We start from the raw sequence: 21,452 nt of genomic DNA, 5'->3' as shown, positions 1-21,452 counted from the left end.
GTCAAGCCTTCGGTGCCTTGTCGAGCACCACGCCCGTCGTCGGGTCGAGGTACAGCTTGCGGTCTTCGTGGCCGCGGCCGCGGCGGTCGAAGTCGAACATGCCCATCAGGTTGCCCGCGGTCGCGTCGAACGAACCGCCGCCGATGCGCTGCCCGTCAAGCCAGTTGTCTTCGATGAAGCGCACCACGGAAGACTGGTCGATCAGCGTATGGTCGACGTAGTTCTCGCGCGCCCACGGCGAGATCACGACGAACGGAATGCGCGTGCCCGGACCGCAGCGTCCGTTCACGGGCTTGCCGTTCAAGCCGGCAGGCGCCGAACCCGTGCCGCAGATGCCGGCCGCGGTCAACTGGTCGGCAACGCTGTCGTAGGAAGCGCTGGTGGGCTGCGCGTACGCATGGTCGTACCAGCCGTCCGAGTCATCCCATGTCACGATCACGGCCGTATCTTCCCAGTCGTTCTGCTGCTGCAGGAAGTTCACGACCTTCGTGACGAACGCCTGTTCGTCAAGCGGATCCGAGTAGCCCGCGTGGCCATCCTGGTAGGCCGGAGCCTTCAGGAAGCTCACCGACGGGAAATTGCCCGCCTTCACGGCATTGAAGAAGTCGTCGGTATCGTACTGGTGATTCGCCGGGTCGGGGTTCCCGTTCCTGCCCACGGTGTGCCCGATCGCGGCGAGCGAGCCCGGACGCAGATGCTGCGGGTTCGAGGTCGAAGCGTAGTACTGGAACCAGTTGTGGTGCGGAATATAGTCGGCCGTCGCCGCGCCGACCACCGGCGAGAGCGTGCTGCGCTTGCAGCCGGTCGTGCCGTTGCTGTTCGTCGTCGCGAGGTTGAAGCCGCCCATGAAGCCGCCCCACGAGACATTACGCGCGTTCAGCAGGTCGCCGATGTTCTTGCCGGTCATCTGCGCCGTGTCCGTCGCGCTCGAACAGAGATCGTAGGCCGGATCGACGTCGTTGATCATCGTAAAGCCGTTCTGCCCGTCGTTCACATAGTACGAACCGGCGGCCGAAGGCTTCTTCGTTGTGAGCACAACCTTCATGCCGTTGGTCTGACCCGAGATCACTTCGAGCGCGCCGGGCGTCGACGGACCGTAGGTCGACGTATAGGCGTTATCGCTCATCGCGAAGTGCTGCGCGTAGTTCCACAGCGCCGTGACGGTGTTGCCATCGTAATAGCCCATCACCTGGCCCTTCGTGCCGAACGCGCCGGCGCCGCCGCTCGTGCCGTTACCCGTGTACAACGGGAAGAGGTCGGCGCGGCCGTCGTCGTACGCCTGCTGCTCGGCCGTATAAGCGTGGTTCTGGTCGGCCGTGGCCGCCTGCGTGCGATCCAGACGGAACGGATTGGCCGCGCCTGTGCCATTGGCCGGATTCGTGAAGTTCGGGTTCTTCGTGAGCAGCATGCCCGTCAGACCGTTCACTTCGGGCGTTCCGGGTTGGGCCCTGAATGCGGGCTCGCCGGAGGGGTTGGTCGCGTGCGGGTAGGTCGCGAAGTAATGGTCGAACGAAACGTTCTCACCATAGATCACGACCAGGTGCTTGATCGGGGTGGCAGTGTGATTGTGTTCCGGATGATTCTTGTCGTGATCGTCACCAGCACTCCACGCAACTGTCGATGCGAATGCTGCGGCTGTGAGCGAACCAACTGCGACGTGACGCCATTGCATTTTCGGCTCCTGGTTGGTTTCGTATTGTCGGGGTCACCGTGAAGCCGGATGAAGGCGATATGCAGCTCGCATCGTGGCGCTCATGCCAGCTGAATGCGGAGGCTACACGGCATGAGGATTAGAGCATCGAGGTATGAATGCTCGGCGTCAGACTCCTTACGAAACATTTTCGACAGGAAAGTTTGACGCTGAAAACGCTGAAACGATAAAGCCTAAAGCCGGCCTTGATTTCAGGTATGAAGATTGCGCGGCGCTCGCGCACCGGTTAGCAAACAAGGTGAACTAAATGGAATGGGCCGCAACGCGGCGGCCCATTATTGAACACGCGGCCTAGATGAAACTGATGCCGCCATTGACGGCAATGGTTTGCCCCGTGACAAAGCCATTGCCGACCACCATCAACACGACCTGCGCAACTTCATCCGCTTCACCGAGGCGGCCAACCGGCAGCCGTTCGGCGACGTTCGCGGCTTTCAGCGGCGCGGCCATTTCCGTGTCGATCGGTCCTGGCGCCACGGCGTTGACGGTCACGCCTTCTCGTGCCACACGCGAGGCATAGCCTCGCGTCAAGCCTTCGAGCCCCGCTTTCGAAGCGTTGTAATGAACCCCGACGGCGCCTGCGCCGCGCGCGGCGACCGACGAGAGATTGACGATGCGCCCCCAGCGACGCGCGCGCATGCCGGGCAACACCGCCTGTGTGCACAGAAACGCCGACTTGAGATTGACCGCGAGCGTGCGGTCGAATTCGGCCTCCGTCAGCGACTCGATGTCGCTGAACGTGCCTGTGCCGGCGTTGTTCACGAGCACATCGACCGCGCCGAGGCGCCGCTCGATCTCGCCGATCATGCTCGTGACCTCGCCTGCCACTGACACATCGGCGCGCACGGCGAACGCGCTGCCTCCGGCACCCTCGATCTGCGCGACGACGTGATCCGCTTCGTCGGCGCGCTGCCGGTAGTTCACGGCAACTGCGGCGCCGGCCGAAGCGAGGGCCACGGCAATGGCACGTCCGATTCCGCGCGAGCCGCCGGTCACGAGCGCAACGCGATGATTCAGGTCGGGTAAAAGCGCGGCCATGGCGGACTCCCTTCTGCGATTCGTTTCCAGTTCACTACCGCCCTTGCGCAAGACACTCGCCTCGACGCGCTCACGGCGCGGTGCCAATGCCGCCGCCCGGGCCCGCCAGTTCGCCGTCTACGCCGGGCTCGGCCGCGTGGCCGTGAGCGTTCGCACGGCTGCCACGGCGCGAAAACGGCGGAGTGCGCAGCCGCGCGCGGCGACGCGGGCCGGAAACCGGGTCCAGATAGAACATGACAAGCGTGCCTGCCGCGGCAGCCGCCGCAAGATGGAACAGTGCCTTCATGGATCCCTCTCGATAATGGCAACGCATGCAAAGCGCGGCGAGCGCCGCGCTCAGGAAAAGCCCTCGTCCCAGCGCGTGTCGCGCACCTGCACCATGCCCGCTTCCACGCGCACAGCAAACACCGCGACATCCTCATACGCGGGCGGCGCGAGGACCTTGCCCGTCTTGATGCAAAACCGGGCGCCATGGCGCGGGCAAATCACCTCGTCGCCCTCCACGTCGCCACCCGTGAGCACGCCGCCGTCATGCGGACAGGTGTCTTCGATGGCATAGCAGGTCCCGTCCAGATTGAACACGGCGACCGGTGTGCCGTCCACGTCGACGCTGCGTACGGAACCCGGCTGAAATTCGGCGTATGGCGCCACGTCGACCCAATCGGCCATGTCAGAGCATCCCCAGTTGCAGCCGCGCCGCCTCGGACATGCGCGCTTTCGTCCACGGCGGGTCCCAGACCAGCTCCACGTTCGTCGCGCTCACGCCTTCTACGTCGTTCACGTATTCTTCGACCGTGCCAGGGAAAGTTTGCGCGACCGGACAGCCCGGCGCGGTCAGCGTCATGCGGATCGTCACGCGCCCCGATTCGGCGTCCACGTCCAGTTGATACACGAGCCCCAAATCGTAGATGTTCACCGGTATCTCCGGATCGAACACCGAGCGCAGCGCGTCGATCACGCGTTCGCGCAGGTCGTTGCTCGCCGTTTGCGTATTCATCGTCATTTGCCTCCGGGCACGCGCAGCATCATTCCGTCGAAACGGTCCCGCGTTCGTCGCGCAACGCGGCGTGCAGCGTGTGCCACGCCAGCGTCGCGCATTTGATGCGCGCCGGAAATTCGCGCACGCCGGCGAGCACCGCGAGCTTGCCGAGCCCCTCGGCAGAGGCCGGGCGATCCGAGGGCGCCGTTGCCATGGCGTGAAAGCGCTCGAACAGCGCCTCGACTTCCGCTTGCGTGCGGCCCTTGAGCGCTTCGGTCATCAACGATGCCGAAGCCGTTGCGATTGCGCACCCCGCACCCTCGAAGCCGGCGTCCTTGACCACGCCGTCCTCGATACGCAGATACAACGTGACGCGGTCGCCGCACAACGGGTTGTAGCCTTCGGCGGTATGCGTCGCGCCGGGCACGGTGTGACAGTTCCGCGGCCGCCGGTAGTGGTCGAAGATCGTTTCCTGGTACAGGTCGCGCAAGTCGCTCATGGCGCAAACACCTCCTCTACGCGCGCGAGGCCGTCCAGCAGCGCGTCGACTTCGGCACGCGTGTTGTACAGCGCAAACGACGCGCGCACCGTGGCCGGCACGCCATAGCGCTCCATCACCGGCATCGCGCAGTGATGGCCCGTGCGCACCGCCACGCCGCACTGGTCCAGTATCGTGCCGACGTCGTGGGCGTGCGCGTTATCCATGACGAACGAGAGGATTCCCAGTTTTTCATTCGCAGTTCCAATCATCCTCACATTCGGCATCGCGCGCAATGCTGCGTCGGCATACGCAAGCAGGTCGGCCTCGTGCCTTTGCACCACTTCGAGGCCGATCGCGCTGACGTAGTCCAGCGCGGCGCCGAGCCCGATCGCGCCGGCAATATTCGGCGTGCCCGCTTCGAACCGCCACGGGATCACGTTGTACTCGGTCTTCTCGAACGTCACGGAGCGGATCATGTCGCCGCCGCCCTGCCATGGCGGCATGGCGTCGAGCAGCGCGGCCTTCGCGTACAGCGCGCCAATACCGGTGGGACCGTAGATCTTGTGACCCGAGAACGCGTAGAAGTCGCAATCGAGCGCGGCCACGTCCACGGGAAGATGCGCAATCGCCTGCGCGCCATCGACCAGCACCGGCACGCCGCGAGCATGCGCAAGCTCGATCATTTGCGCAAGCGGATTGACCGTGCCAAGCGCGTTCGACGCATGCGCCACCGCCGCGATGCGCGTGCGTGGGCCGAGCAGGCGCTCGTAGGCGCCGAGGTCGAGCGTGCCGTCGTCGTCGATCGGCGCCACCTTCAGTATCGCGCCCGTCTGCGCGCAGACGAGTTGCCACGGCACGATATTCGAGTGATGCTCCATCGCGGTGATCAGCACTTCGTCGTCGGGCTGAAGGCGGGGCCGGGCGTAACTTTGCGCCACCAGGTTGATCGCTTCCGTGGTGCCGCGCGTGTACACGATCTCCTTTTCGTTCGCCGCGTGAACGAAGCGCGCAATGCGCGCGCGGGCGCCCTCGTAAGCGTCGGTCGCGCGCTGCGACAGCAGATGCACGCCGCGATGCACGTTCGCATTGCCGGACTCGTAATAGGCCTGCTCGGCGGCGATCACACTCGCGGGCTTCTGCGTGGTCGCCGCGTTGTCGAGGTACACGAGCGGCTTGCCGTGCACGCTTTGCCGCAGAATCGGAAAGTCGCGGCGCCAGCGCATTACCGCTTCAGTGTCGGGAATCCCCACCGGTTCGAGTAGATTCATGATAGTCCCCGCAGGTATTCGCCACCGGGCAGGCGCGCGAGCAATTGTTGCGTGAGGCGGCTGCGCAGCGCAGCGCTTTCCACGCGATCCACGCTCATGCGCGCGAACGACCACACGAGGAGCGCGCGCGCCATGCGCTCGTCCATGCCGCGCGAGCGCAGATAAAAGAGCGGGTTCTCGTCGAGCTGGCCGACGGTCGCGCCGTGCGTGCACTTCACGTCGTCGGCGTGAATTTCCAGTTGCGGCTTCGTGTCGATCTCGGCGTTGCGCGAGAGCAACAGATTGTCGTTGCCTTGATGCGCGTTCGTCTGCTGCGCGTCCTGGTGCACGATCACGCGGCCATCGAACACGGCATGCGAAGCGCCGTCGAGCACGCCGCGATAGTATTCCCGGCTCGTGCCGCGCGGCATCTCATGATCGATACGCGTGTGGTGATCCACGTGTTGCCGCGCGCTCACGAAATACAGGCCGTTCAGGTCGGCTTGCGCGTCTTCCGCGTCGAGGCGCGTGTCGATCTGCGTGCGCGACAATGCCCCGCCGAACGCGAACGAGTGCGAAGTGAAGTGGCTTGCGCGCCGCTGCGAAACGCCTACGTGCGCGATATGAAACGCACTGCGCGCCTCCTGCTGGATGCGGCAATGCTGAACGTCGGCCTCTTCGTCCGCGACGATTTCCGTAGCGGTGTTGACGAAATAGGCTTCGTCGGCAATGCCCGCGAACTGCTCGACGATCGAGCACCGCGCACCCCGCTGCGCCACCACTGCGTTGAACGGATGCATGGCGAGCGCAGCCTCGCTGCTGAAGAACAGCACGTTCAGCGGCCAGTCCAGCGCGCAACCCGGCGGCAGTACGACCACATAGCCGTCGCTGCGAAATGCGCCGTTGAGCGCCGCAAAACCGTCCTCGGGCGCGCGCCGCGCCATGATCGATTCGACCCGCTCAGGAATCCTGCGCATTGCCTGTGCGAGCGTGCCGACGAACGCGCCTTCCGGCAAAGGCGGTAAGGACGAGAGCTTCGGCACGTGCCGTCCGTTGACGAACACGATACGCCCGCCGGCATCGGCGGGTACGAGGTCGTCGATCAGGCGGGCATAGCCGGTTTGCTCTCCGTCCGCGGGCATGAAATGCCAATGCGGCTTCGCAATCGGCATCACGTTGGTGTATTTCCACGCTTCGAGTTGCGTGCCGGGAAAGCCCAGCGTCTCGAATCGGTCGAACGCGTGCCGTCTCGCCTTGCGCAACCACGGCAGCTCGACGCCCGCCAGCGTCCCCGCCATCGTGCGGAAGGCGTCGCGGTAATGCTCGCGCGTTGATTCGCTCATCGTTGCTCCCTGGCGGATGTCGTGTGTTGCGTGCCGGCGCCCTGCCCCGCAGCCGGTCCGTCGCTATCCTGCACGCCGAGCCAGCCATAACCCTTCTGCTCCAGTTCGAGCGCAAGCTCACGCGAACCCGAGCGCACGATGCGCCCCTGCGAAAGCACATGTACCTGGTCCGGCACGATGTAGTCGAGCAGGCGCTGGTAATGCGTGACGAGCACGATGGCCCGGTTCGCGCTGCGCATCTGGTTCACGCCGCGGGCGACCAGTTGCAGCGCGTCGATATCGAGCCCGGAGTCGGTCTCGTCGAGTATGGCGAGACGCGGCTCCAGCACCGTCATTTGCAGCACCTCGTTGCGCTTTTTCTCGCCGCCCGAAAACCCTTCGTTCACGCCCCGGTACAGCAGGTCTTCCTTCATCTCCATGGCCGCCATTTTCTCCTTCACCAGTGCGAGAAAGTCCATGGCATCGAGTTCCGCCTCGCCCCGATGCTTGCGCTGCGCATTGAGCGCGGCCTTGAGCAGATAGATATTGCTCACGCCCGGTATTTCCACCGGATACTGAAACGCGAGAAAGAGCCCGCGGCGCGCGCGCTCGTCGGGCGCAAGCGCGAGCAGGTCGCAGCCGTCGTACTGCACGCTGCCCCCCGTGACCACGTATTGCTCGCGCCCCGCCAGCACATGGGCGAGTGTGCTTTTGCCGGAGCCGTTCGGCCCCATGATCGCGTGAACCTCGCCCGCATTCACGCGCAAATCCACACCGCGCAGAATCGGCTTGCTTTGCACTTCGGCACTCAGATTGCGGATTTCCAGCATCCTTCTCTCCCTTTCAACCTACGCTGCCTTCCAGGCTCACGCCCAGCAGCTTCTGCGCTTCCACGGCGAATTCCATCGGCAACTCCTTGAGCACGTCCTTGCAAAAGCCGTTGACGATCATCGACACCGCGTCTTCCTCACTGAGCCCGCGCTGCCGGCAATAGAACAGCTGGTCTTCGCCAATCCGCGACGTGGAAGCTTCGTGTTCGACCTTCCCGCTCGGGTTCGTCACCTCGATATAGGGAAACGTGAAGGCGCTGCAGCGGTCGCCGAGCAGCAGCGAATCGCACTGCGTGTAGTTGCGCGCGTTCTCGGCCGAGCGCGCCATTTTCACGAGGCCTCGATAGGCATTCTTGCCGCGGCCGGCCGATATGCCCTTCGAGAGAATCGTGCTGCGCGTATTGCGCCCGATATGCACCATCTTCGTACCGGTATCGGCCTGCTGATAGTGGTTGGTGAGCGCCGCCGAATAGAACTCGCCAATCGAGTTGTCGCCCTGCAGGATCACGCTCGGATACTTCCACGTAATGGCGGAGCCGGTCTCGACTTGCGTCCACGAAATCCGCGCGTCGGCCTCGCGGCAGTCGCCGCGCTTCGTCACGAAATTGTAGATGCCGCCGCGCCCTTGCGCGTCGCCCGGATACCAGTTCTGCACCGTCGAATAGCGAATTTGCGCGCCTTCCAGTGCAACGAGCTCCACCACGGCGGCATGCAACTGGTTTTCGTCGCGCATCGGCGCGGTGCAGCCTTCCAGGTAGCTCACGTAAGCGCCCTTGTCGGCCACAATGAGCGTGCGCTCGAACTGGCCTGTGTTGCGCGCGTTGATGCGGAAGTACGTGGACAACTCCATCGGGCAGCGCACACCCGGCGGGATATAGCAAAACGAGCCGTCGCTGAATACGGCAGAATTGAGCGTGGCAAAGAAGTTGTCGGTATAAGGCACGACCGAGCCGAGATACTGGCGCACGAGGTCCGGATGATCGCGCACCGCTTCCGAAAACGAGCAGAAGACGATGCCAAGCTCGCCCAGTTGCCGCCGAAACGTCGTGGCGACGGACACGCTGTCGAATACCGCGTCCACGGCCACGCCTGCGAGCATCTCGCGCTCCTGCAGCGGCACGCCGAGCTTTTCGTAAGTGCGCAGGAGTTCCGGATCGACTTCGGCGAGGCTCTTCGGACGATTCGCCTGCGTATGCGGGGCCGAGTAGTAGGCGATGTCCTGGAAGTCGATCGGCGGGTGTTCGATGCTCGCCCAATGCGGCTCGGTCATCGTGAGCCAATGCCGGTAGGCCGCGAGCCGCCATTCGAGCATGAAGTCCGGCTCCTGCTTGCGCTCCGAGATGAGGCGGATCACGTCCTCGGATAAACCGCGCGGCAACGTGTCCGACTGCACGTCCGAAACGAACCCGTGCCGATATTCCCGCCGCAGCAATTCCTCGAATGTCTTCGCTTGTGTATCCATGACGTTATTACGGTCTCCTTTACACTCACGACCTCATTCTAGAACCGCCGGCATAACCCTGGCATTGCCGGGGTTTAACCGCCTCGCGTGAGTTACGAAGCAGGCACGCCCAATGCGTGAGACCCCATGTTCACAAGAAAGAGATGACAATGAAGCCACCGCATGTCCCCGTCTGGGGGGCGACCGCCTGTCTGGTGCTCGCCGCCGCCTCGCTCTCCGCCAACGCCCAGACCCAAACGCCTGCTCGCCCCCCTGCACCGCCGATGGCGAAGCCGCCGGCCGCAGTGCCAGGCGCGGCAAGCGAATCCAACCCGGACAACATGCCTGTCAAGAAACCCAAGGGGCCCGCCACGCACGACAAGATGATGCGCAGCGACCCCGCCAGTGACGCTCAGGCGAAATAGCGCGAAAAGAAGCGCAAAAAGAACTCACCATTGGCTGCGCCAGGCTCTACCCTTTAAAGATAAAACTCACGGAGGACCAGGATGAGAATCGAATTCACGAGTCGCCGTCACGCAGTGGCTGCCGCACGCGTAGCGTTCGAGGCCAACGTGGACAATCGCCCGGTATGGTGCAGCGTGTCGCTCGACGCGTTGAACGACCGCTTCGGCAACACCGGCACATCGGCGCATGCGCTATTGAGCGCCTTCGAGGCGAACCGCCCGAGCATCGAACTGGCCGCGCGGCACGCGCTGGAGAAAAACGGGGGTCAGTCCGTGGAGCTTGAAACGCGCGATCTGGAGTAATCGCATAATCGCGCCGACGCAAACGCAATTGCAAATTGCAGTCTCAACAGGGCCGGATCGTCAGCTCAACCGGCCTGCTCCCGGCAGGCCTCGACACCTCCCCAAGGAACTGAAAAGCGCTCGCCCGGCGTCAGTCAGTTTGGCGAGGCCGAAGTGTCCACAACGGCTGGCATCCGTACACCCCTGCACGGTTCAATTGCGCATCGCAATCGGCTAATATTTTCTTGCGTCCGCGACCAGCGCCACCCTTTCGTGTGCGTCGCGTTGTTTTTCCCCGGCGCTTGCCGCGGAACGCATCCTGCCAGTCACACTACGTTTGAACCCGTTCGCCTCGACGCGACGGCCCTGACGTGACAAGGAGGCAGACATGGATGCATTACAGTGGGGAACCGCGATCGGCGTGATGGTATTGGTCATCGCGGCCACGGCCGTGATCGCGCACTATCGCCGCGAACGGCGCCGCGCAAGCCTGTTGCGCAACCTTCGCCACGACGGCATCCGCTCTTCGCACCTGCGCTAGCCGTCTTGCGCGCACGTCACGAGCATCGCGCGCAGCCGTCCGATGTCGGCGGGCTTCGCGAGATGCGCATGGAAGCCGGCTGCCAGCGCCGGAGCACGGTTTACACAAATACTGCGTACGTGAACAGCGGGGACTGTGACAGACGAGTGACGAAAAACGCCCGGAATCCCGGGCGTTTTTCCTGGAGGGGACGCTGCGTCAGACCTTACGCGCGCGCAGATATTTGAAGAACTCCGCGCCCTCCTGCAGGCGCCGCTTCATCATTTCCCAGCTCACCAGCATCTCGCGGACGATTTCCCAGATCTTCGACGGCCGGAAATAAAAGCGTTTGTAGAACTCCTCGACGCCGAGGTAGATCTCTTCGCGCGACAGGTGCGGATAGCCGATCGTCGAGGCCTGCGTGCCGGCCGAATTGATGAGCGTGATGACCCTGGTGTCGTTCAGCCAGCCATTTTCGACCGCCTGCTTGTGAAGCACCGTGCCGGGATAAGGCGCCGCGAGCGAGACCTGAATCGTATGGGGATTGATCTCTTTCGCATACTGAATGGTCTTCTGGATCGTTTCGTGCGTCTCGCCCGGCAGGCCGAGGATGAAGGTCCCGTGAATCTTGATGCCGAGCTTGCGGCAATCCTCGCTGAACTGGCGCGCGAAGTCCGTGCGCACGCCCTTTTTGACGTTGACGAGAATCTGGTCGTCGCCGGATTCGTAGCCCACGAGCAGGAGCCGCAAGCCGTTATCCTTCATCACCTTGAGCGTCGAGTACGGCACGTTCGCCTTGGCATTGCACGACCACGTCACGCCCAGCTTGCCGAGCCCGCGCGCGATCTCTTCGGCGCGCGGCCTGAGATCCGTAAACGTGTCGTCGTCGAACATGATCTCCTTGATTTCAGGCATGTTGTCCCGAATCCATTTCACTTCTTCCAGTACGTGTTCGACCGAGCGCGTGCGATAACGATGGCCCCCGACCGTATGCGGCCAGAGGCAGAACGTGCAGCGGGACTTGCAGCCGCGCCCCGTATAGAGCGAAAGATAAGGATGCTTGAGATAACCGCTGAAGTAATGCTCGGGCGTGAGATCGCGCTTGTAGATCGGCGAGACGAACGGGAGCTGATCCATGTCTTCGAGTATCGGCCGGGCGTCGTTGTGCATGATGCCGCCGTCGGGCAGCCGGTAGCTCAGGCCAAGGATCGATTCGAACGGCATACCCTGGGAGATCTCGAGACACGTGAAATCGAATTCTTCCCGGCACACGAAATCGAGCGCCTCGCTCGCGGCCAGCGAACCATGAGGATCGACCGCCACCTTCGCGCCGATCATGCCGATGAGGATCGTGCTCCTGCGCCGCTTCAGATGCTCGCAGAACTGGATGTCGCTCTGGAACGAAGGCGAACTCGTGTGAATGATAACGAGTTCGTATTCCTGAGCGATATCCAGGGTCGCTTCGAGCGTTAGGTCGTCTGCGGGGGCATCCACCACGCGGCTGCCTTCGACCAGCGCAGCGGGCTGAACGAGCCACGTGGGATACCAGAACGAGCGGATTTCGCGCTTCGTTTGAAAGCGCGAGCCCGCGCCGCCATCGAAGCCTTCATAGGAAGGTGCCTGCAGAAACAGCGTTTTCATGAATTGCCCTCGGAGAAAAATCGTGCATTTGTCTCGAAGCCTGAAAAAAACATGACACTTTTGCTGGATAGCTGCTTTGCCGGGTCAAGAATACTACGACTTGCTATCGCGGCACGTCGAAAAAATGTCTGTATGTGCTTATCGAAATCCCCAGCTTAACCGGGCTGCCGCCGGTCGAACGCTGCACAACAGCGCATTCGTCGGCATGAGCGATGCTTTCTGTACTATATTTTTCTGGCATCCGCAGCAGCATTCACAGCGCTTCAAATCGGGAGGCGATGTATGTCGCGATATCACGACATGCCGGAAGGCGTGCCGGTTGGCAATGGCCACCGTATCAGCCCGGCGGATTTTCTGTTGATGGCAGGCTTTCTTGCCTACCGTGCCCCGCTCGCATCGGTCGATGCCCGGGCGGCGGCCCGGCGTATTCTCGATGCGGTTCTCGGTGCCGCGGCGGCGCACGGCTTCGCGGATTCGGCGGCGCTCGAAGCCATGATGGCGCGCGCCGACAAATCGGCGGATGTGCGCAGTCTCGCGGAACAGGCCAGCGCCGCCGTGGGCGACACGTTCGCTTACATGCAGGTGATTCGCGGCGCGGGCGTGGCGCTGGAAGCAGACCCTTATACGCTCGTTACCTGAAATCCGGCGTACCCGCGGCGGCGCGTATGCGCAGGACCGTCTGCCGTGAAGTGCCGAAGCGCCGCGCCACCTCGCTCACCGAGAGCCCGCTGCCGAGCGAACTCATCACGCGCGCGCGGTCGTGCGCCGAGAGCGAGGCGGGCCTGCCCGTGGGGCGCCCGCTGCGCTGCGCGGCCTGCAGGCCGTTGCGGCTGCGTTCGCTGCGCGTCGCCGCCTCCATGCGCACCACCGCGCGCAGCATCTTGACCGCTTGCGGCTCGGGGCGCCCCGTCAGATCGACGCCGCCCAGTTCGACACAGCGAACGCCAATCTTTCCCTTGCGGCAGCTAAGCAGTGTGGCGAGCACGTCGCGCGCGTTGCAGCCCAGGGCGGAAAGCTGCAGAACCACGAGTTCGTCCTCGGCGTCGATGCGTCCGAGCAGCCTCGTCAACGCGGGGCGCTCGGCGGCGGCCACATAGGGCGCCACCGCGTCCATGACCACCCGGCTGAGCGCCACGGCGTAGCCCGCCTTGTCGAGCTGGATGAGCTCCCGCTCGGGAAACGCGCCCTCGCTTGCACCGTTGATGTAGAAAAACGTCCGTTGCACACGTGGCTCCCATGCTCGCCAGAGGCTCGCGAACTAGCGTCGCAAGCGCGCGAACGTCGCCAGCAGGTCTTCGAGCAGCACCGGCTTCTTGAGGTGCGCGTCGAACCCCGCCTGCCCGGATTGCTCCACATCGGCCTCCTGCCCAAAGCCGCTTAGCGCAATGCAGATCACCGATCCGAGCGCGGGCTGCGCACGCAGCTTGCCGATGAATTCGTACCCGTCCATGCCCGGCATGCCGAGATCGGAGAGCACGAGATCCGGCGCCCGGCCGTTGAGCAGCGTCAGCGCTTCCTCGCCGCTCGTGGCCGTCTGCACGTTCGCGCCTTCGCTCTCCAGCAGCAGCTTGAACGTTTCGACCGTGGCGGCGTCGTCGTCGACCATCAGGACATGGAGCCCCTGCAGCGACGCCAAGGCCGCGCCGGCGCGGCTGTCCGCATGCGCGAACGAACGCTGCATCGGCAGCGTCACCGTAAACGTCGCGCCGCGCCCCAGGCCTTGCGACTCCGCGTGCACGCTGCCGCCGTGGATCGTCACGAGTTCGCGCACGAGCGCGAGGCCAATGCCGAGACCCGAGCGCCGCGCGGCGGACTGGCGGCTTTGCTTGTACATGTCGAAGATGTACGGCAGGAGCGCCGGCTCGATGCCGGTGCCGGTGTCCTCCACGCGCAGCACGGCTTCGTCTTCCGCGACCTCCAGCGAGACGTTCACCGAACCGCGATGGGTGAACTTCATCGCGTTGCTGATGAGGTTCCAGACAATCTGCTCGATGCGCGTGAAATCGGCGTGCAGGATCACCGGCATTTGCGTGATCGAGAGGTTCAGCGCAATGCCGCGCTGCTGCGCCTCGAACTGCACGGCGTGGCAAACGCGCTGCACGATCTCGCGCATGTCTACCGCCGAGCGCATGACCGAGAGCTTGCCGGTGCGCACGCGCGAAATATCCAGCAGGTCGTCGATGATCTGCGCCTGCCCGACCACGGTGCGCCGGATCGTGTCCGCGGCGCGCGTGAGGTTCAGGCTCTGGCGCGTTTCCGGCGCCCGCGCAATGAGTTCCGCGCTCGCCGAGATCAGATTGAGCGGATGCTTGAGTTCGTGCGAGACCACGGCGAGAAACTCGTCCTGGCGACGCTGCCCGTCGCGCTCGCCGGCGTCGCGCACCTGTTCGAGCGCGGTGTCCCGCACGTCCGTGTCCGAGGACACGAGTTCGCCCAGGTCGCGCGCGATCTTGGCAAAGCCGCTCACGCCCGCCTCATCGAGGCGCGAAAGCACGCCGCTCGCGAAAAAGCGCGTGCCGTCCTTGCGCGTGTGCCAGCGTTCCTCGTCGGTGCGGCCATGCTGGCGCGCCAGCGCGAACTCGCGGTCGGCAACCTTGTTCACGCGGTCTTCGTCGGTCGAGAGCAGGTCGGCGGACTGGCCGATCATTTCGGCCTCCGTATAGCCGAAAATGCGCTCCGCGCCCGCGTTCCAGCTCGTCACGTAGCCTTCGTCGTCGAACGTGATGATCGCGTAGTCCTTCGTGCCCTCGGCGACGATGCGCATGCGCCGCTCGCCTTCGCGCAACTTGTCTTCGGCCTGGCGGCGCCCGGTGATGTCGATGAACGAAAGCACCGCGCCGTCGATACGGTCTTCGGTCGTGCGGTACGGCACGAAGCGCGCGAGATACCAGCGCCCGTCGTTGCTCTTCAGCTCGCGCTCGATCAGGCGCAGCGAGTCGAAGGCCTCGGCGGCGTCGTCGGCTAGCTTGTCGTATTCGAGCCGGTGCGTGATGTCGAGCAGCGAGCGGCCGATATCCGAGGGAATGATGCTGAACACGTCGGTCGCGCGCGGCGTGTAGCGCTTGATGCAGATGTTGCGGTCCACGAAGATCGTGCCGATGTCGTTCGCCGCGATCAGGTTCTGCAAGTCGTCGTTGATCTTGCCGGTCTCCTCGACCTTCGACTTCAGCTCCGCGTTGACCGTGGTGAGTTCCTCGTTGATCGACTGCAGCTCTTCCTTGCTGGTTTCGAGCTCTTCGGTCGCCGAGCGCAGCTCCTCGTTGATCGCCTGCAGTTCCTCGTTGGACGCCTTCAGTTCTTCCGTCGAGGTTTCCGACTGCTCGATGGTCGACTGCAGCTGCTCCTTCGTGCGCTGCAGCTCGCGCTCGAGCTGCGTGATGATCGGGTCCTTCTGGACGTCCACGGAAGCCGTTTCCATCCCGCTCATGCTGTCTTCGACTTCGTCGAAGAGCACCAGCACGAAGTCGGCGTTGGCCTCGGGGTCGTGCACCGGCCGCGCCGTCATGTTGACGAAATACGAGCGGCCGTCGCGCTCCAGACGCACGCGCCGCGCCTCGACGCTGCGGTTGGTGTGCAGCGCCTGGTAGATCGCGGTGCGCAGTTCGAGCCGCAATTCCGGGCGCACGGCCGCGACGATGTTGTGCGAAGGCTCGCCGCCCGAATACTGGAGGAAGCGGCCCGCACGGTCCGAAAGATGCACGATTTCCGAATCGCGGCTCACCAGCACGCTAGGCGGCGCGTACTGCTCGACGAGCCGCTGGTGCAAATCGCCGAACGAGAAGCGGCGGCGTCCCGGCGGCTGCACGGTCGAAAGCACGGGCCGCGCGTTCATCGTGCCGGAAATCGCCACGGGCATGGGCGTGTCGCCGCGCACCGCCATGTTCGCGCGGTAAATGCGATTGCGCTTGTCCACCACGGTGAACATCGAACTCACGCTGTCCGCCGACTCGGAACTGCCGAGGAACAGCACGCCGCCCGGGCGCAGCGCGAAGTGGAACATCTTGAGGATTTCGATCTGCGCTTCGCGGTCGAGATAGATCAGCAGGTTGCGGCAGCAGATCAGGTCGAGGCGCGAGAACGGCGGATCGCTGAGCACGTTGTGATGCGCGAACAGCATGTGCTCGCGCAGCTCTTTCTTCACACGATAATGCGCGGCGTCCTTGGAGAAAAACTGGCGCACGCGTGCCGGCGTGACGTCGGCGAGGATCGAGTCGGGAAAGAGGCCCGTGCGCGCGAACGAAATCGCGCGTTCGTCGATGTCGGTTGCGAAGACCTGGAACGAGGTGCCTTCCGTCGACTTGAGCGAGCGCTCCTGGAGCAGCATCGCCAGCGAATAGGCCTCCTCGCCCGTGGCGCAGCCCACCGACCACACGCGGATGCGGTCCTGTTCGCCCCGCCCTTCGAACAGCTGCGGCAGGACTTCGCGCTCGAGCACGTCGAACGCTTCCTTGTCGCGGAAGAAGTTGGTGACGCTGATGAGCATGTCCTGCAGCAGCGCCTGCGTTTCCTCGGGATGCAGATGCAGATGGTCGCGATACGCCTGCAGGTCGGTGATGCCGTTGACCTGCAGGCGCCGCTCGATGCGGCGCAGGACCGTGGCGCGCTTGTAGTGGCGGAAATCGTGCGCCGTGCGCGTGCGCAGGATGATCATGATCTCGCGCAGCGCCCGCTCGGCCGCCTCGTTGACATGCTCTTCGCGCCGCTCCTCGCTTTCCGCGACGGGCAGTTGAATTTCCTTCGCCGTCGACCAGAGGTCCATCAGCCGCTGCGGCATCTCCGCCGCGGTGGTGACGAAGTCGACCATGCCGGTGGCGATGGCGCTGCGCGGCATGCTGTCGTATTCCGCCTCCGCGGGATCCTGGGCAAGCGTGATCCCGCCCATTTCCTTGATGCGCGAGAGGCCCACAGAGCCGTCCGAGCCCGCACCCGAGAGCACGATGCCGATGGCGCGCTCGCGGTGCGCTTCGGCCAGCGTGCGGAAGAACACGTCGATCGCCGCGCGGCGGCCCTCCTGGGGCTGACTGGGTGAAACGCGCAGATAGTCGTCCACCATCGCGAGATCGAGCGACGGCGTGATGACGTAGACATGGTCGGGCTCGATGGGCGTCGGGCTCGTCACCTCCACCACCGGCATGGCGGTCGCCTTGCGCAGCAGCGCGGCCATACTGCTTTCGTGGTCGGGCGCGAGATGCACGACCACCACGAACGCCATCGAGGTGTGGGCGGGAAGGGATTCGAAGAAGGCCAGCAGCGCGCTAAGACCGCCTGCCGATGCGCCAATGCCGACGATCGGATAATGGGTCTGGCTGCGGGGCATGTGGCCACGTCGTTTCGGCATGGTTGCCAGGTCCTGAAGATGGAATGAATAGCGTTCGCAATCGCGCCCTTAAGCCGCGTGTGCTGCGACAACATTATCCCTCCAGGAGCATTGACTGCAATAGACCTGCCGCATCGCCCGCCCGCCGCGCGCTTTCCTCTTCCCGCTGCTGCGCGTCGGCGTCGCCGCACCGCCTGTAATGCTCGCTCTGGGCCCAGCTCATCGATTCGCGCTCGCGCAGGGCGCGCAGGGCGTCGCGCAGCGCCCGCTCCACGTCGCGGCTGCGGCCCCGGTCGAGCGAGGCGGCCGTGTAGGCGTGGCCCGTGTGGCAGCGGTAGCGCAGCAGGCGCGAATCATCGAGACGCCAAAGCGTGCCATTGCACTCGGGGCACGTGAACGTGGAGGGAGAAGCGATGCGGCTCAGGTCGCCCGCAAGCCCGTTGCCTTCGCGCCAGGCGCGCTGCTCGGCGCTCACGCGCTCCGTTGCGCGGCGCCGCGCGATCCTTTCGGCCGCCGTTGCCGATGGCACGCGGCCCGTCAACTCCACGAGCCGATGGGCCATGCCCGCAAGCGGCAAGATGTAGTCGGCGAAGGGCGCGGCGTTGAGCGGCATCTCGCTCGCGTAAGCGTCGGACGGGTCCTGGACGATCCCCGTGCCGCCGCAGGCCTGGATCGCTTCCAGCCCGGCCGCGCCGTCGTCGAGCAGACCCGTGAGGATCACGCCGATACCGCGCGGCCCCAGTTGCGCGGCCACGCTGCGAAAGAGCGGATCGATCGCGGGGCGGGCAAAGTTTTCCTTCGCGCCATGCACGAGACGCAGGCGCGGGCCCTCCACGATCATGTGCTGGTCAGGGGGCGCCACGTAAATCGTGCCGGGCGACCAGGTTTCGCCGTCCTCGGCATGCACCGCGCGCAGCGGGCCCGCGGTGCTGAGCAGCGACGGCAGATGGCTGTAGTGGCTGCCCACGTGGAGCACGACGGCGATCGTCGCCTGCAGGTCGGACGGAAGCCCGGACACCAGACTTCGAAGCGCATCGACGCCACCCGACGATGTGCCTATGGCGATGAAGTCTCGGTAGATCAATTTGTGTCCAGGTTGGCCCGGGTGAATCCGCTGTGTGCCGCAATTGGCATGCCCGGAATTGCCTGTGCGTCGCGGCATCTGCCTTGCTGCTTCGCTTTGCGGCAAAACGAACCGGGAGACAGCCCGATGACACAAACCACGCGCGGGGCTGCGGCCATCGCAAGCAGCGCAATGGGCGCGCGCGCGGAGAAATGGGACATTCCGAATGTGTGGATCTGCGACGGCTCCCTGTTTCCGACCGTGGGAGGGGTGAATCCGTCGCTCGCCATCCGGGCTGTTGCGTACCGCACCGCCGACCGTATCAAGACGCTGGCCGCGGCGCGAGGCGAGCTTTGACGACGCTGGTCCGGGCACGCGTCATGCGTGGATGCAAGGGTTTTTCAAATGGAGGCCGTCATGCCGCTCAGCAAGGGAAAGACACGCGAAGCGATTTCGAAGAACATCAAGACGGAAGTCAAGCAAGGGAAGTCACAGAAGCAGGCCGTTGCCATTGCGCTGAACCAGGCGCGCAAGTCCGGCGCGAAGATTCCGAAGAAGACCCATAAGTGACCCGGCGCGCCGCGCACGCGAAAACATTCCGGAGCCCCACGCTGCTGCGCCGGCCATGACCCCGCTCGCCTACTTCCTGCATAGTGCGGGCCCCGCATCGGGTCCGGTGCAGGCGCTCGACTGGGGCCTCGCTCGCGCGACCCGCTCTGGCAGCCCGATGCGCACGCGCCGCGTCCCGGCTACCTGCTCCATCGCGGACGCGAGGCGCTGGGCGTCACGCCGCTCGCGGGCGAGCCCGACGTCATCCTCAAGATGCCTGAAGACAGCTACGCGCCCTTCGTGCTCGGCGTGGCCTCGACGTTCATGTTCGTCGGGCTGCTGTTCCATTCGACATCGTTCACTGCGCTCGCCGGGCTCGCGTGCGGACTCGCGCTGCTTTCGTGGCTGTGGCCGCGGCGCTCGCCCGGTCAGCGCGAACCGTTTGCGCCGCAAGGCGCCACGCCTGCCGGCAAGGCTGCCGGGACAACGGCGATCCGCAGCGAAGATGAAACCCTCGCCCTGCCCGTCGGCAGCGCCGGCGAACATGCGGGCGGCTGGTGGGGCGTGCTCACGCTCGTCGTGACGGAATTCGCGCTGTTCGGCTATCTGATCTTCTCGTATCTCTATCTCGCTTCGCAGAGCGCGCAGCCCTGGCCGCCCGAAGGCCTGCCCAAACTCGGCATGAGCGGGCCGAACACGGCGCTGCTGCTCACGAGCAGCGTGTCCGTATGGCTCGCGGGCGCATTCGTGCGGCGCGCGCGATCGATGCCCGCGTTCTGGTCGATGATCGTCGGCATTGCGCTCGGCGCCGCGTTCGTCACGATCCAGTGCTTCGAGTGGCACGACCGGCCCTATGGGCTCGCGACGAATCTGTATGGCTCGCTCTACTTCACGATCACGGGCTTTCATATGGCGCACGTGATGGCGGGCCTGCTGATGCTCGCCGCGCTCGCGTTCTGGATCGCGCGCGGCTATTTCGACGGCCGACGCGATGCGGCGCTCACCATCGGCGGCCTGTACTGGCATTTCGCCGATGTCGTGTGGCTCTTCATCTTCTCCGTGCTCTATCTGTCGCCTTACTGGATGCGAGGACGATGATGCCACCCGCCGCTCCCGCGCCACCGGCCCCGCCAGCGCCCGTTCCCGCGCGCACGCGGCCCACGCTGCGGCAACATGTTGCCGTGTGGTACGGCATTGTCGGTGTGCCGGCCATCTGGGCAGCACACGTCCTGTTTTGCCAGACGCTCGCGGCCACCGCATGCGCGGGTGGCGTCCCGCAACGCAATGGCGAGCCCTGGCCGGTCGTGCACTGGACGCTTGCGCTCGCCTGCGCCGGCGCGTTCGCGCTTGCGCTCACCGGCGCGCTGCTGGCGCGCCGTACGTGGCGCGAAAGCGCCGCCATCGACACGCCGCAGCGCGCGCCGTTCGGCCCCATCTACGCGAGCAACATCACGCCCGACCCGGTTCACGGCATCGGCGAGTACACGCCCGCGCAGTTCGCCGCGGCCTTACAGCGCGGCGTGGCGCGCGACGGCAAGCGGCTCTATCCGGCGATGCCTTATCCGTCGTTCGCGGCGCTCCACGCAAGCGACGTGAACGCGCTCTACCAGTACTTCATGTATGGCGTGAAGCCCGTACCGAACGCCGCGCCGCCAACCCGTCTGCCGTTCCCCTTCAACCAGCGCTGGGTGACGCTGTTCTGGCGTCTCGCGTTCGCCCGACATGGCCGCTTCGAGCCGGACCCGGCGCACTCCGCGCAGTGGAACCGCGGCGCGTGGCTCGTGCAGGGACTCGGCCACTGCGGCGCGTGCCACACGCCGCGCGGGCCCGCCTACAACGAAATGGGCTACACGCAAAGCCCGCTCTATCTGACGGGCGGCGTGACCGACCACTGGTACGCGCCGAATCTCACGGGCGACCCCGGCAGCGGTCTGGGCCGCTGGAGCGCCGGCGACATTGCCGCGTTCCTGCGCGACGGCCACAACGATCGCGCCTATGCGTTCGGCGCCATGGCGCCTGTGGTGGGCGCGAGCACGCAATACCTGGGTGACGACGATCTGCTCGCCATCGCCGCCTATCTGAAGTCGCTGCCTGCACGCGAGGCGAGCGGCCAGTATGCCGAATCCGCCGCCGCGCGCGCCTCGACCATGGCGGCGCTGCACGACGGCACGCCGGAGCGGCCTGGCGCGGGACTCTATCTTTCGTACTGCGCGAAATGCCACGGCGCGAACGGCGCCGGCAAACCCGACAAGGCGCCGCCGCTTGCGGGCAGCTCGCTCGCGCTCTCGTCCGACGCGACGAGCGTGCTGCGCCTCATCGTCGAAGGCAGCCAGAGTCCGCAAACCGGCAACGGCGGCACGCCGCGCAAGATGCCCGCGTTCCGCACGCAGTTCACGGACAGCGAGATTGCCCAGGTGGCGAGCTTCGTGCGCGGCGCGTGGGGCAACAACGCCGCGCCGATCGCGCCCGCCGAAGTGACGCGACTGCGCGAGGCGATCCACCGTTGACTGCGCCCTGGCAAGACCATGGCGTGCGGTTGGGAACGGCCGTGCGCCATGCAGGTCGGG

The 21,452-nt window shown here is 65.0% G+C and carries 21 protein-coding genes and 1 pseudogene; 8 read left to right on the top strand and 14 right to left on the bottom strand.

What is annotated here, in order from left to right; genetic code table 11:
* Position 1: 1 nt before the first annotated feature.
* From C7411_RS05440 to sufB, 10 genes are all read right to left on the bottom strand, one after another.
* Positions 2 to 1,672 (bottom strand): phospholipase C, encoded by a 1,671-nt coding sequence (locus C7411_RS05440; RefSeq protein WP_110383749.1) that lies wholly within the window; start codon positions 1,670 to 1,672, stop codon positions 2 to 4.
* 330 nt (positions 1,673 to 2,002) lie between these two features.
* Positions 2,003 to 2,749 carry an SDR family NAD(P)-dependent oxidoreductase gene (locus C7411_RS05435; RefSeq protein WP_110383750.1) on the bottom strand — a complete coding sequence of 249 codons (747 nt, stop codon included), beginning with the start codon at positions 2,747 to 2,749 and terminating at the stop codon, positions 2,003 to 2,005.
* Between the two features lie 70 nt (positions 2,750 to 2,819).
* Entirely contained in the window at positions 2,820 to 3,035 is a 216-nt protein-coding gene (locus C7411_RS05430; protein WP_110383751.1) for a hypothetical protein, read from the bottom strand.
* Positions 3,036 to 3,085: 50 nt separating this feature from the next.
* On the bottom strand, positions 3,086 to 3,418 hold the full coding sequence (locus C7411_RS05425) for a non-heme iron oxygenase ferredoxin subunit (protein ID WP_110383752.1): 333 nt from the start codon (positions 3,416 to 3,418) through the stop codon (positions 3,086 to 3,088).
* Position 3,419: 1 nt separating this feature from the next.
* Positions 3,420 to 3,746, bottom strand: coding sequence for an SUF system Fe-S cluster assembly protein (locus C7411_RS05420; RefSeq protein WP_243413054.1), 327 nt, complete (start codon positions 3,744 to 3,746; stop codon positions 3,420 to 3,422).
* A gap of 28 nt (positions 3,747 to 3,774) precedes the next feature.
* The gene (gene sufU / locus C7411_RS05415) at positions 3,775 to 4,227 is read right to left on the bottom strand and encodes a Fe-S cluster assembly sulfur transfer protein SufU (protein WP_042267683.1); all 453 of its coding nucleotides are present in this window, start codon (positions 4,225 to 4,227) and stop codon (positions 3,775 to 3,777) included.
* Positions 4,224 to 5,477: a cysteine desulfurase gene (locus C7411_RS05410; RefSeq protein WP_110383754.1), complete on the bottom strand. Its 1,254-nt coding sequence runs from the start codon at positions 5,475 to 5,477 to the stop codon at positions 4,224 to 4,226. The genes sufU and C7411_RS05410 overlap by 4 nt, the downstream gene beginning before the upstream one ends.
* Positions 5,474 to 6,799 carry a Fe-S cluster assembly protein SufD gene (gene sufD, locus C7411_RS05405; RefSeq protein ID WP_110383755.1) on the bottom strand — a complete coding sequence of 442 codons (1,326 nt, stop codon included), beginning with the start codon at positions 6,797 to 6,799 and terminating at the stop codon, positions 5,474 to 5,476. Before sufD ends, C7411_RS05410 begins: the two co-directional genes overlap by 4 nt.
* The gene (sufC, locus tag C7411_RS05400) at positions 6,796 to 7,608 is read right to left on the bottom strand and encodes a Fe-S cluster assembly ATPase SufC (RefSeq protein ID WP_110383756.1); all 813 of its coding nucleotides are present in this window, start codon (positions 7,606 to 7,608) and stop codon (positions 6,796 to 6,798) included. Before sufC ends, sufD begins: the two co-directional genes overlap by 4 nt.
* Positions 7,609 to 7,621: 13 nt before the next feature.
* Entirely contained in the window at positions 7,622 to 9,070 is a 1,449-nt protein-coding gene (gene sufB, locus C7411_RS05395; protein WP_110383757.1) for a Fe-S cluster assembly protein SufB, read from the bottom strand.
* Between the two features lie 149 nt (positions 9,071 to 9,219).
* Between sufB and C7411_RS05390 the strand changes: the two genes are divergently transcribed.
* The 3 genes from C7411_RS05390 to C7411_RS37330 all read left to right on the top strand — a co-directional run bounded on the left by C7411_RS05390 (position 9,220) and on the right by C7411_RS37330 (position 10,336).
* Positions 9,220 to 9,474: a hypothetical protein gene (locus tag C7411_RS05390; RefSeq protein WP_110383921.1), complete on the top strand. Its 255-nt coding sequence runs from the start codon at positions 9,220 to 9,222 to the stop codon at positions 9,472 to 9,474.
* 81 nt (positions 9,475 to 9,555) lie between these two features.
* The gene (locus C7411_RS05385) at positions 9,556 to 9,816 is read left to right on the top strand and encodes a DUF1488 family protein (RefSeq protein ID WP_028204289.1); all 261 of its coding nucleotides are present in this window, start codon (positions 9,556 to 9,558) and stop codon (positions 9,814 to 9,816) included.
* Positions 9,817 to 10,183: 367 nt separating this feature from the next.
* The gene (locus tag C7411_RS37330; protein WP_165822744.1) at positions 10,184 to 10,336 is read left to right on the top strand and encodes a hypothetical protein; all 153 of its coding nucleotides are present in this window, start codon (positions 10,184 to 10,186) and stop codon (positions 10,334 to 10,336) included.
* 198 nt (positions 10,337 to 10,534) lie between these two features.
* Here the strand turns inward: C7411_RS37330 and hpnJ are convergent, their stop codons facing one another.
* Positions 10,535 to 11,956, bottom strand: coding sequence for a hopanoid biosynthesis associated radical SAM protein HpnJ (gene hpnJ / locus C7411_RS05380; protein WP_110383758.1), 1,422 nt, complete (start codon positions 11,954 to 11,956; stop codon positions 10,535 to 10,537).
* A gap of 282 nt (positions 11,957 to 12,238) precedes the next feature.
* Between hpnJ and C7411_RS05375 the strand changes: the two genes are divergently transcribed.
* Positions 12,239 to 12,595 carry a hypothetical protein gene (locus tag C7411_RS05375; protein ID WP_110383759.1) on the top strand — a complete coding sequence of 119 codons (357 nt, stop codon included), beginning with the start codon at positions 12,239 to 12,241 and terminating at the stop codon, positions 12,593 to 12,595.
* On the opposite strand, the gene C7411_RS05370 is transcribed toward C7411_RS05375, so the two are convergent.
* The 3 genes from C7411_RS05370 to C7411_RS05360 form a co-directional block, all read right to left on the bottom strand.
* Complete coding sequence (locus C7411_RS05370; RefSeq protein ID WP_110383760.1) at positions 12,588 to 13,181, bottom strand: recombinase family protein; 594 nt, start codon at positions 13,179 to 13,181, stop codon at positions 12,588 to 12,590. The two genes, C7411_RS05375 and C7411_RS05370, sit on opposite strands and share 8 nt — an antisense overlap.
* A 33-nt stretch (positions 13,182 to 13,214) precedes the next feature.
* A complete protein-coding gene (locus C7411_RS05365) occupies positions 13,215 to 17,294 on the bottom strand; it encodes a CheR family methyltransferase (RefSeq protein ID WP_110383761.1) in 4,080 nt (1,359 codons plus the stop codon).
* 73 nt (positions 17,295 to 17,367) lie between these two features.
* Positions 17,368 to 18,357, bottom strand: a complete 990-nt coding sequence (locus C7411_RS05360) for a chemotaxis protein CheB (RefSeq protein WP_110383762.1) — start codon at positions 18,355 to 18,357, stop codon at positions 17,368 to 17,370.
* Between the two features lie 186 nt (positions 18,358 to 18,543).
* On the opposite strand from C7411_RS05360, the pseudogene C7411_RS38865 reads away from it, so the two are divergent.
* The 4 genes and pseudogenes from C7411_RS38865 to C7411_RS05345 form a co-directional block, all read left to right on the top strand.
* Positions 18,544 to 18,693: pseudogene (locus C7411_RS38865) on the top strand (GMC oxidoreductase); the annotation flags it as partial.
* Positions 18,694 to 18,753: 60 nt separating this feature from the next.
* The gene (locus tag C7411_RS37325) at positions 18,754 to 18,906 is read left to right on the top strand and encodes a DUF6496 domain-containing protein (RefSeq protein WP_165822743.1); all 153 of its coding nucleotides are present in this window, start codon (positions 18,754 to 18,756) and stop codon (positions 18,904 to 18,906) included.
* Positions 18,907 to 19,158: 252 nt separating this feature from the next.
* Complete coding sequence (locus tag C7411_RS05350; protein WP_110383763.1) at positions 19,159 to 19,983, top strand: cytochrome c oxidase subunit 3; 825 nt, start codon at positions 19,159 to 19,161, stop codon at positions 19,981 to 19,983.
* Positions 19,980 to 21,392 carry a c-type cytochrome gene (locus C7411_RS05345; protein ID WP_110383764.1) on the top strand — a complete coding sequence of 471 codons (1,413 nt, stop codon included), beginning with the start codon at positions 19,980 to 19,982 and terminating at the stop codon, positions 21,390 to 21,392. Before C7411_RS05350 ends, C7411_RS05345 begins: the two co-directional genes overlap by 4 nt.
* The last annotated feature ends 60 nt before the right edge of the window (positions 21,393 to 21,452 follow it).

It is taken from the genome of Paraburkholderia silvatlantica (assembly GCF_003096715.1).
In the GTDB taxonomy this organism is placed as follows: Bacteria; Pseudomonadota; Gammaproteobacteria; order Burkholderiales; family Burkholderiaceae; genus Paraburkholderia; species Paraburkholderia silvatlantica.
The sequence above is the reverse complement of the archived record's forward strand: the minus strand, read 5'-3'. Positions and strand labels throughout refer to the sequence as shown.

What these genes read in the sequence shown, in the direction of transcription:
- C7411_RS05440 (WP_110383749.1), bottom strand. Translation starts at nt 1,672, where the DNA reads ATGCAATGGCGTCACGTCGCAGTTGGTTCGCTCACAGCCGCAGCATTC.
- C7411_RS05435 (WP_110383750.1), bottom strand. Translation starts at nt 2,749, where the DNA reads ATGGCCGCGCTTTTACCCGACCTGAATCATCGCGTTGCGCTCGTGACC.
- C7411_RS05430 (WP_110383751.1), bottom strand. Translation starts at nt 3,035, where the DNA reads ATGAAGGCACTGTTCCATCTTGCGGCGGCTGCCGCGGCAGGCACGCTT.
- C7411_RS05425 (WP_110383752.1), bottom strand. Translation starts at nt 3,418, where the DNA reads ATGGCCGATTGGGTCGACGTGGCGCCATACGCCGAATTTCAGCCGGGT.
- C7411_RS05420 (WP_243413054.1), bottom strand. Translation starts at nt 3,746, where the DNA reads ATGAATACGCAAACGGCGAGCAACGACCTGCGCGAACGCGTGATCGAC.
- sufU (WP_042267683.1), bottom strand. Translation starts at nt 4,227, where the DNA reads ATGAGCGACTTGCGCGACCTGTACCAGGAAACGATCTTCGACCACTAC.
- C7411_RS05410 (WP_110383754.1), bottom strand. Translation starts at nt 5,477, where the DNA reads ATGAATCTACTCGAACCGGTGGGGATTCCCGACACTGAAGCGGTAATG.
- sufD (WP_110383755.1), bottom strand. Translation starts at nt 6,799, where the DNA reads ATGAGCGAATCAACGCGCGAGCATTACCGCGACGCCTTCCGCACGATG.
- sufC (WP_110383756.1), bottom strand. Translation starts at nt 7,608, where the DNA reads ATGCTGGAAATCCGCAATCTGAGTGCCGAAGTGCAAAGCAAGCCGATT.
- sufB (WP_110383757.1), bottom strand. Translation starts at nt 9,070, where the DNA reads ATGGATACACAAGCGAAGACATTCGAGGAATTGCTGCGGCGGGAATAT.
- C7411_RS05390 (WP_110383921.1), top strand. Translation starts at nt 9,220, where the DNA reads ATGAAGCCACCGCATGTCCCCGTCTGGGGGGCGACCGCCTGTCTGGTG.
- C7411_RS05385 (WP_028204289.1), top strand. Translation starts at nt 9,556, where the DNA reads ATGAGAATCGAATTCACGAGTCGCCGTCACGCAGTGGCTGCCGCACGC.
- C7411_RS37330 (WP_165822744.1), top strand. Translation starts at nt 10,184, where the DNA reads ATGGATGCATTACAGTGGGGAACCGCGATCGGCGTGATGGTATTGGTC.
- hpnJ (WP_110383758.1), bottom strand. Translation starts at nt 11,956, where the DNA reads ATGAAAACGCTGTTTCTGCAGGCACCTTCCTATGAAGGCTTCGATGGC.
- C7411_RS05375 (WP_110383759.1), top strand. Translation starts at nt 12,239, where the DNA reads ATGTCGCGATATCACGACATGCCGGAAGGCGTGCCGGTTGGCAATGGC.
- C7411_RS05365 (WP_110383761.1), bottom strand. Translation starts at nt 17,294, where the DNA reads ATGCCGAAACGACGTGGCCACATGCCCCGCAGCCAGACCCATTATCCG.
- C7411_RS37325 (WP_165822743.1), top strand. Translation starts at nt 18,754, where the DNA reads ATGCCGCTCAGCAAGGGAAAGACACGCGAAGCGATTTCGAAGAACATC.
- C7411_RS05350 (WP_110383763.1), top strand. Translation starts at nt 19,159, where the DNA reads ATGCCTGAAGACAGCTACGCGCCCTTCGTGCTCGGCGTGGCCTCGACG.
- C7411_RS05345 (WP_110383764.1), top strand. Translation starts at nt 19,980, where the DNA reads ATGATGCCACCCGCCGCTCCCGCGCCACCGGCCCCGCCAGCGCCCGTT.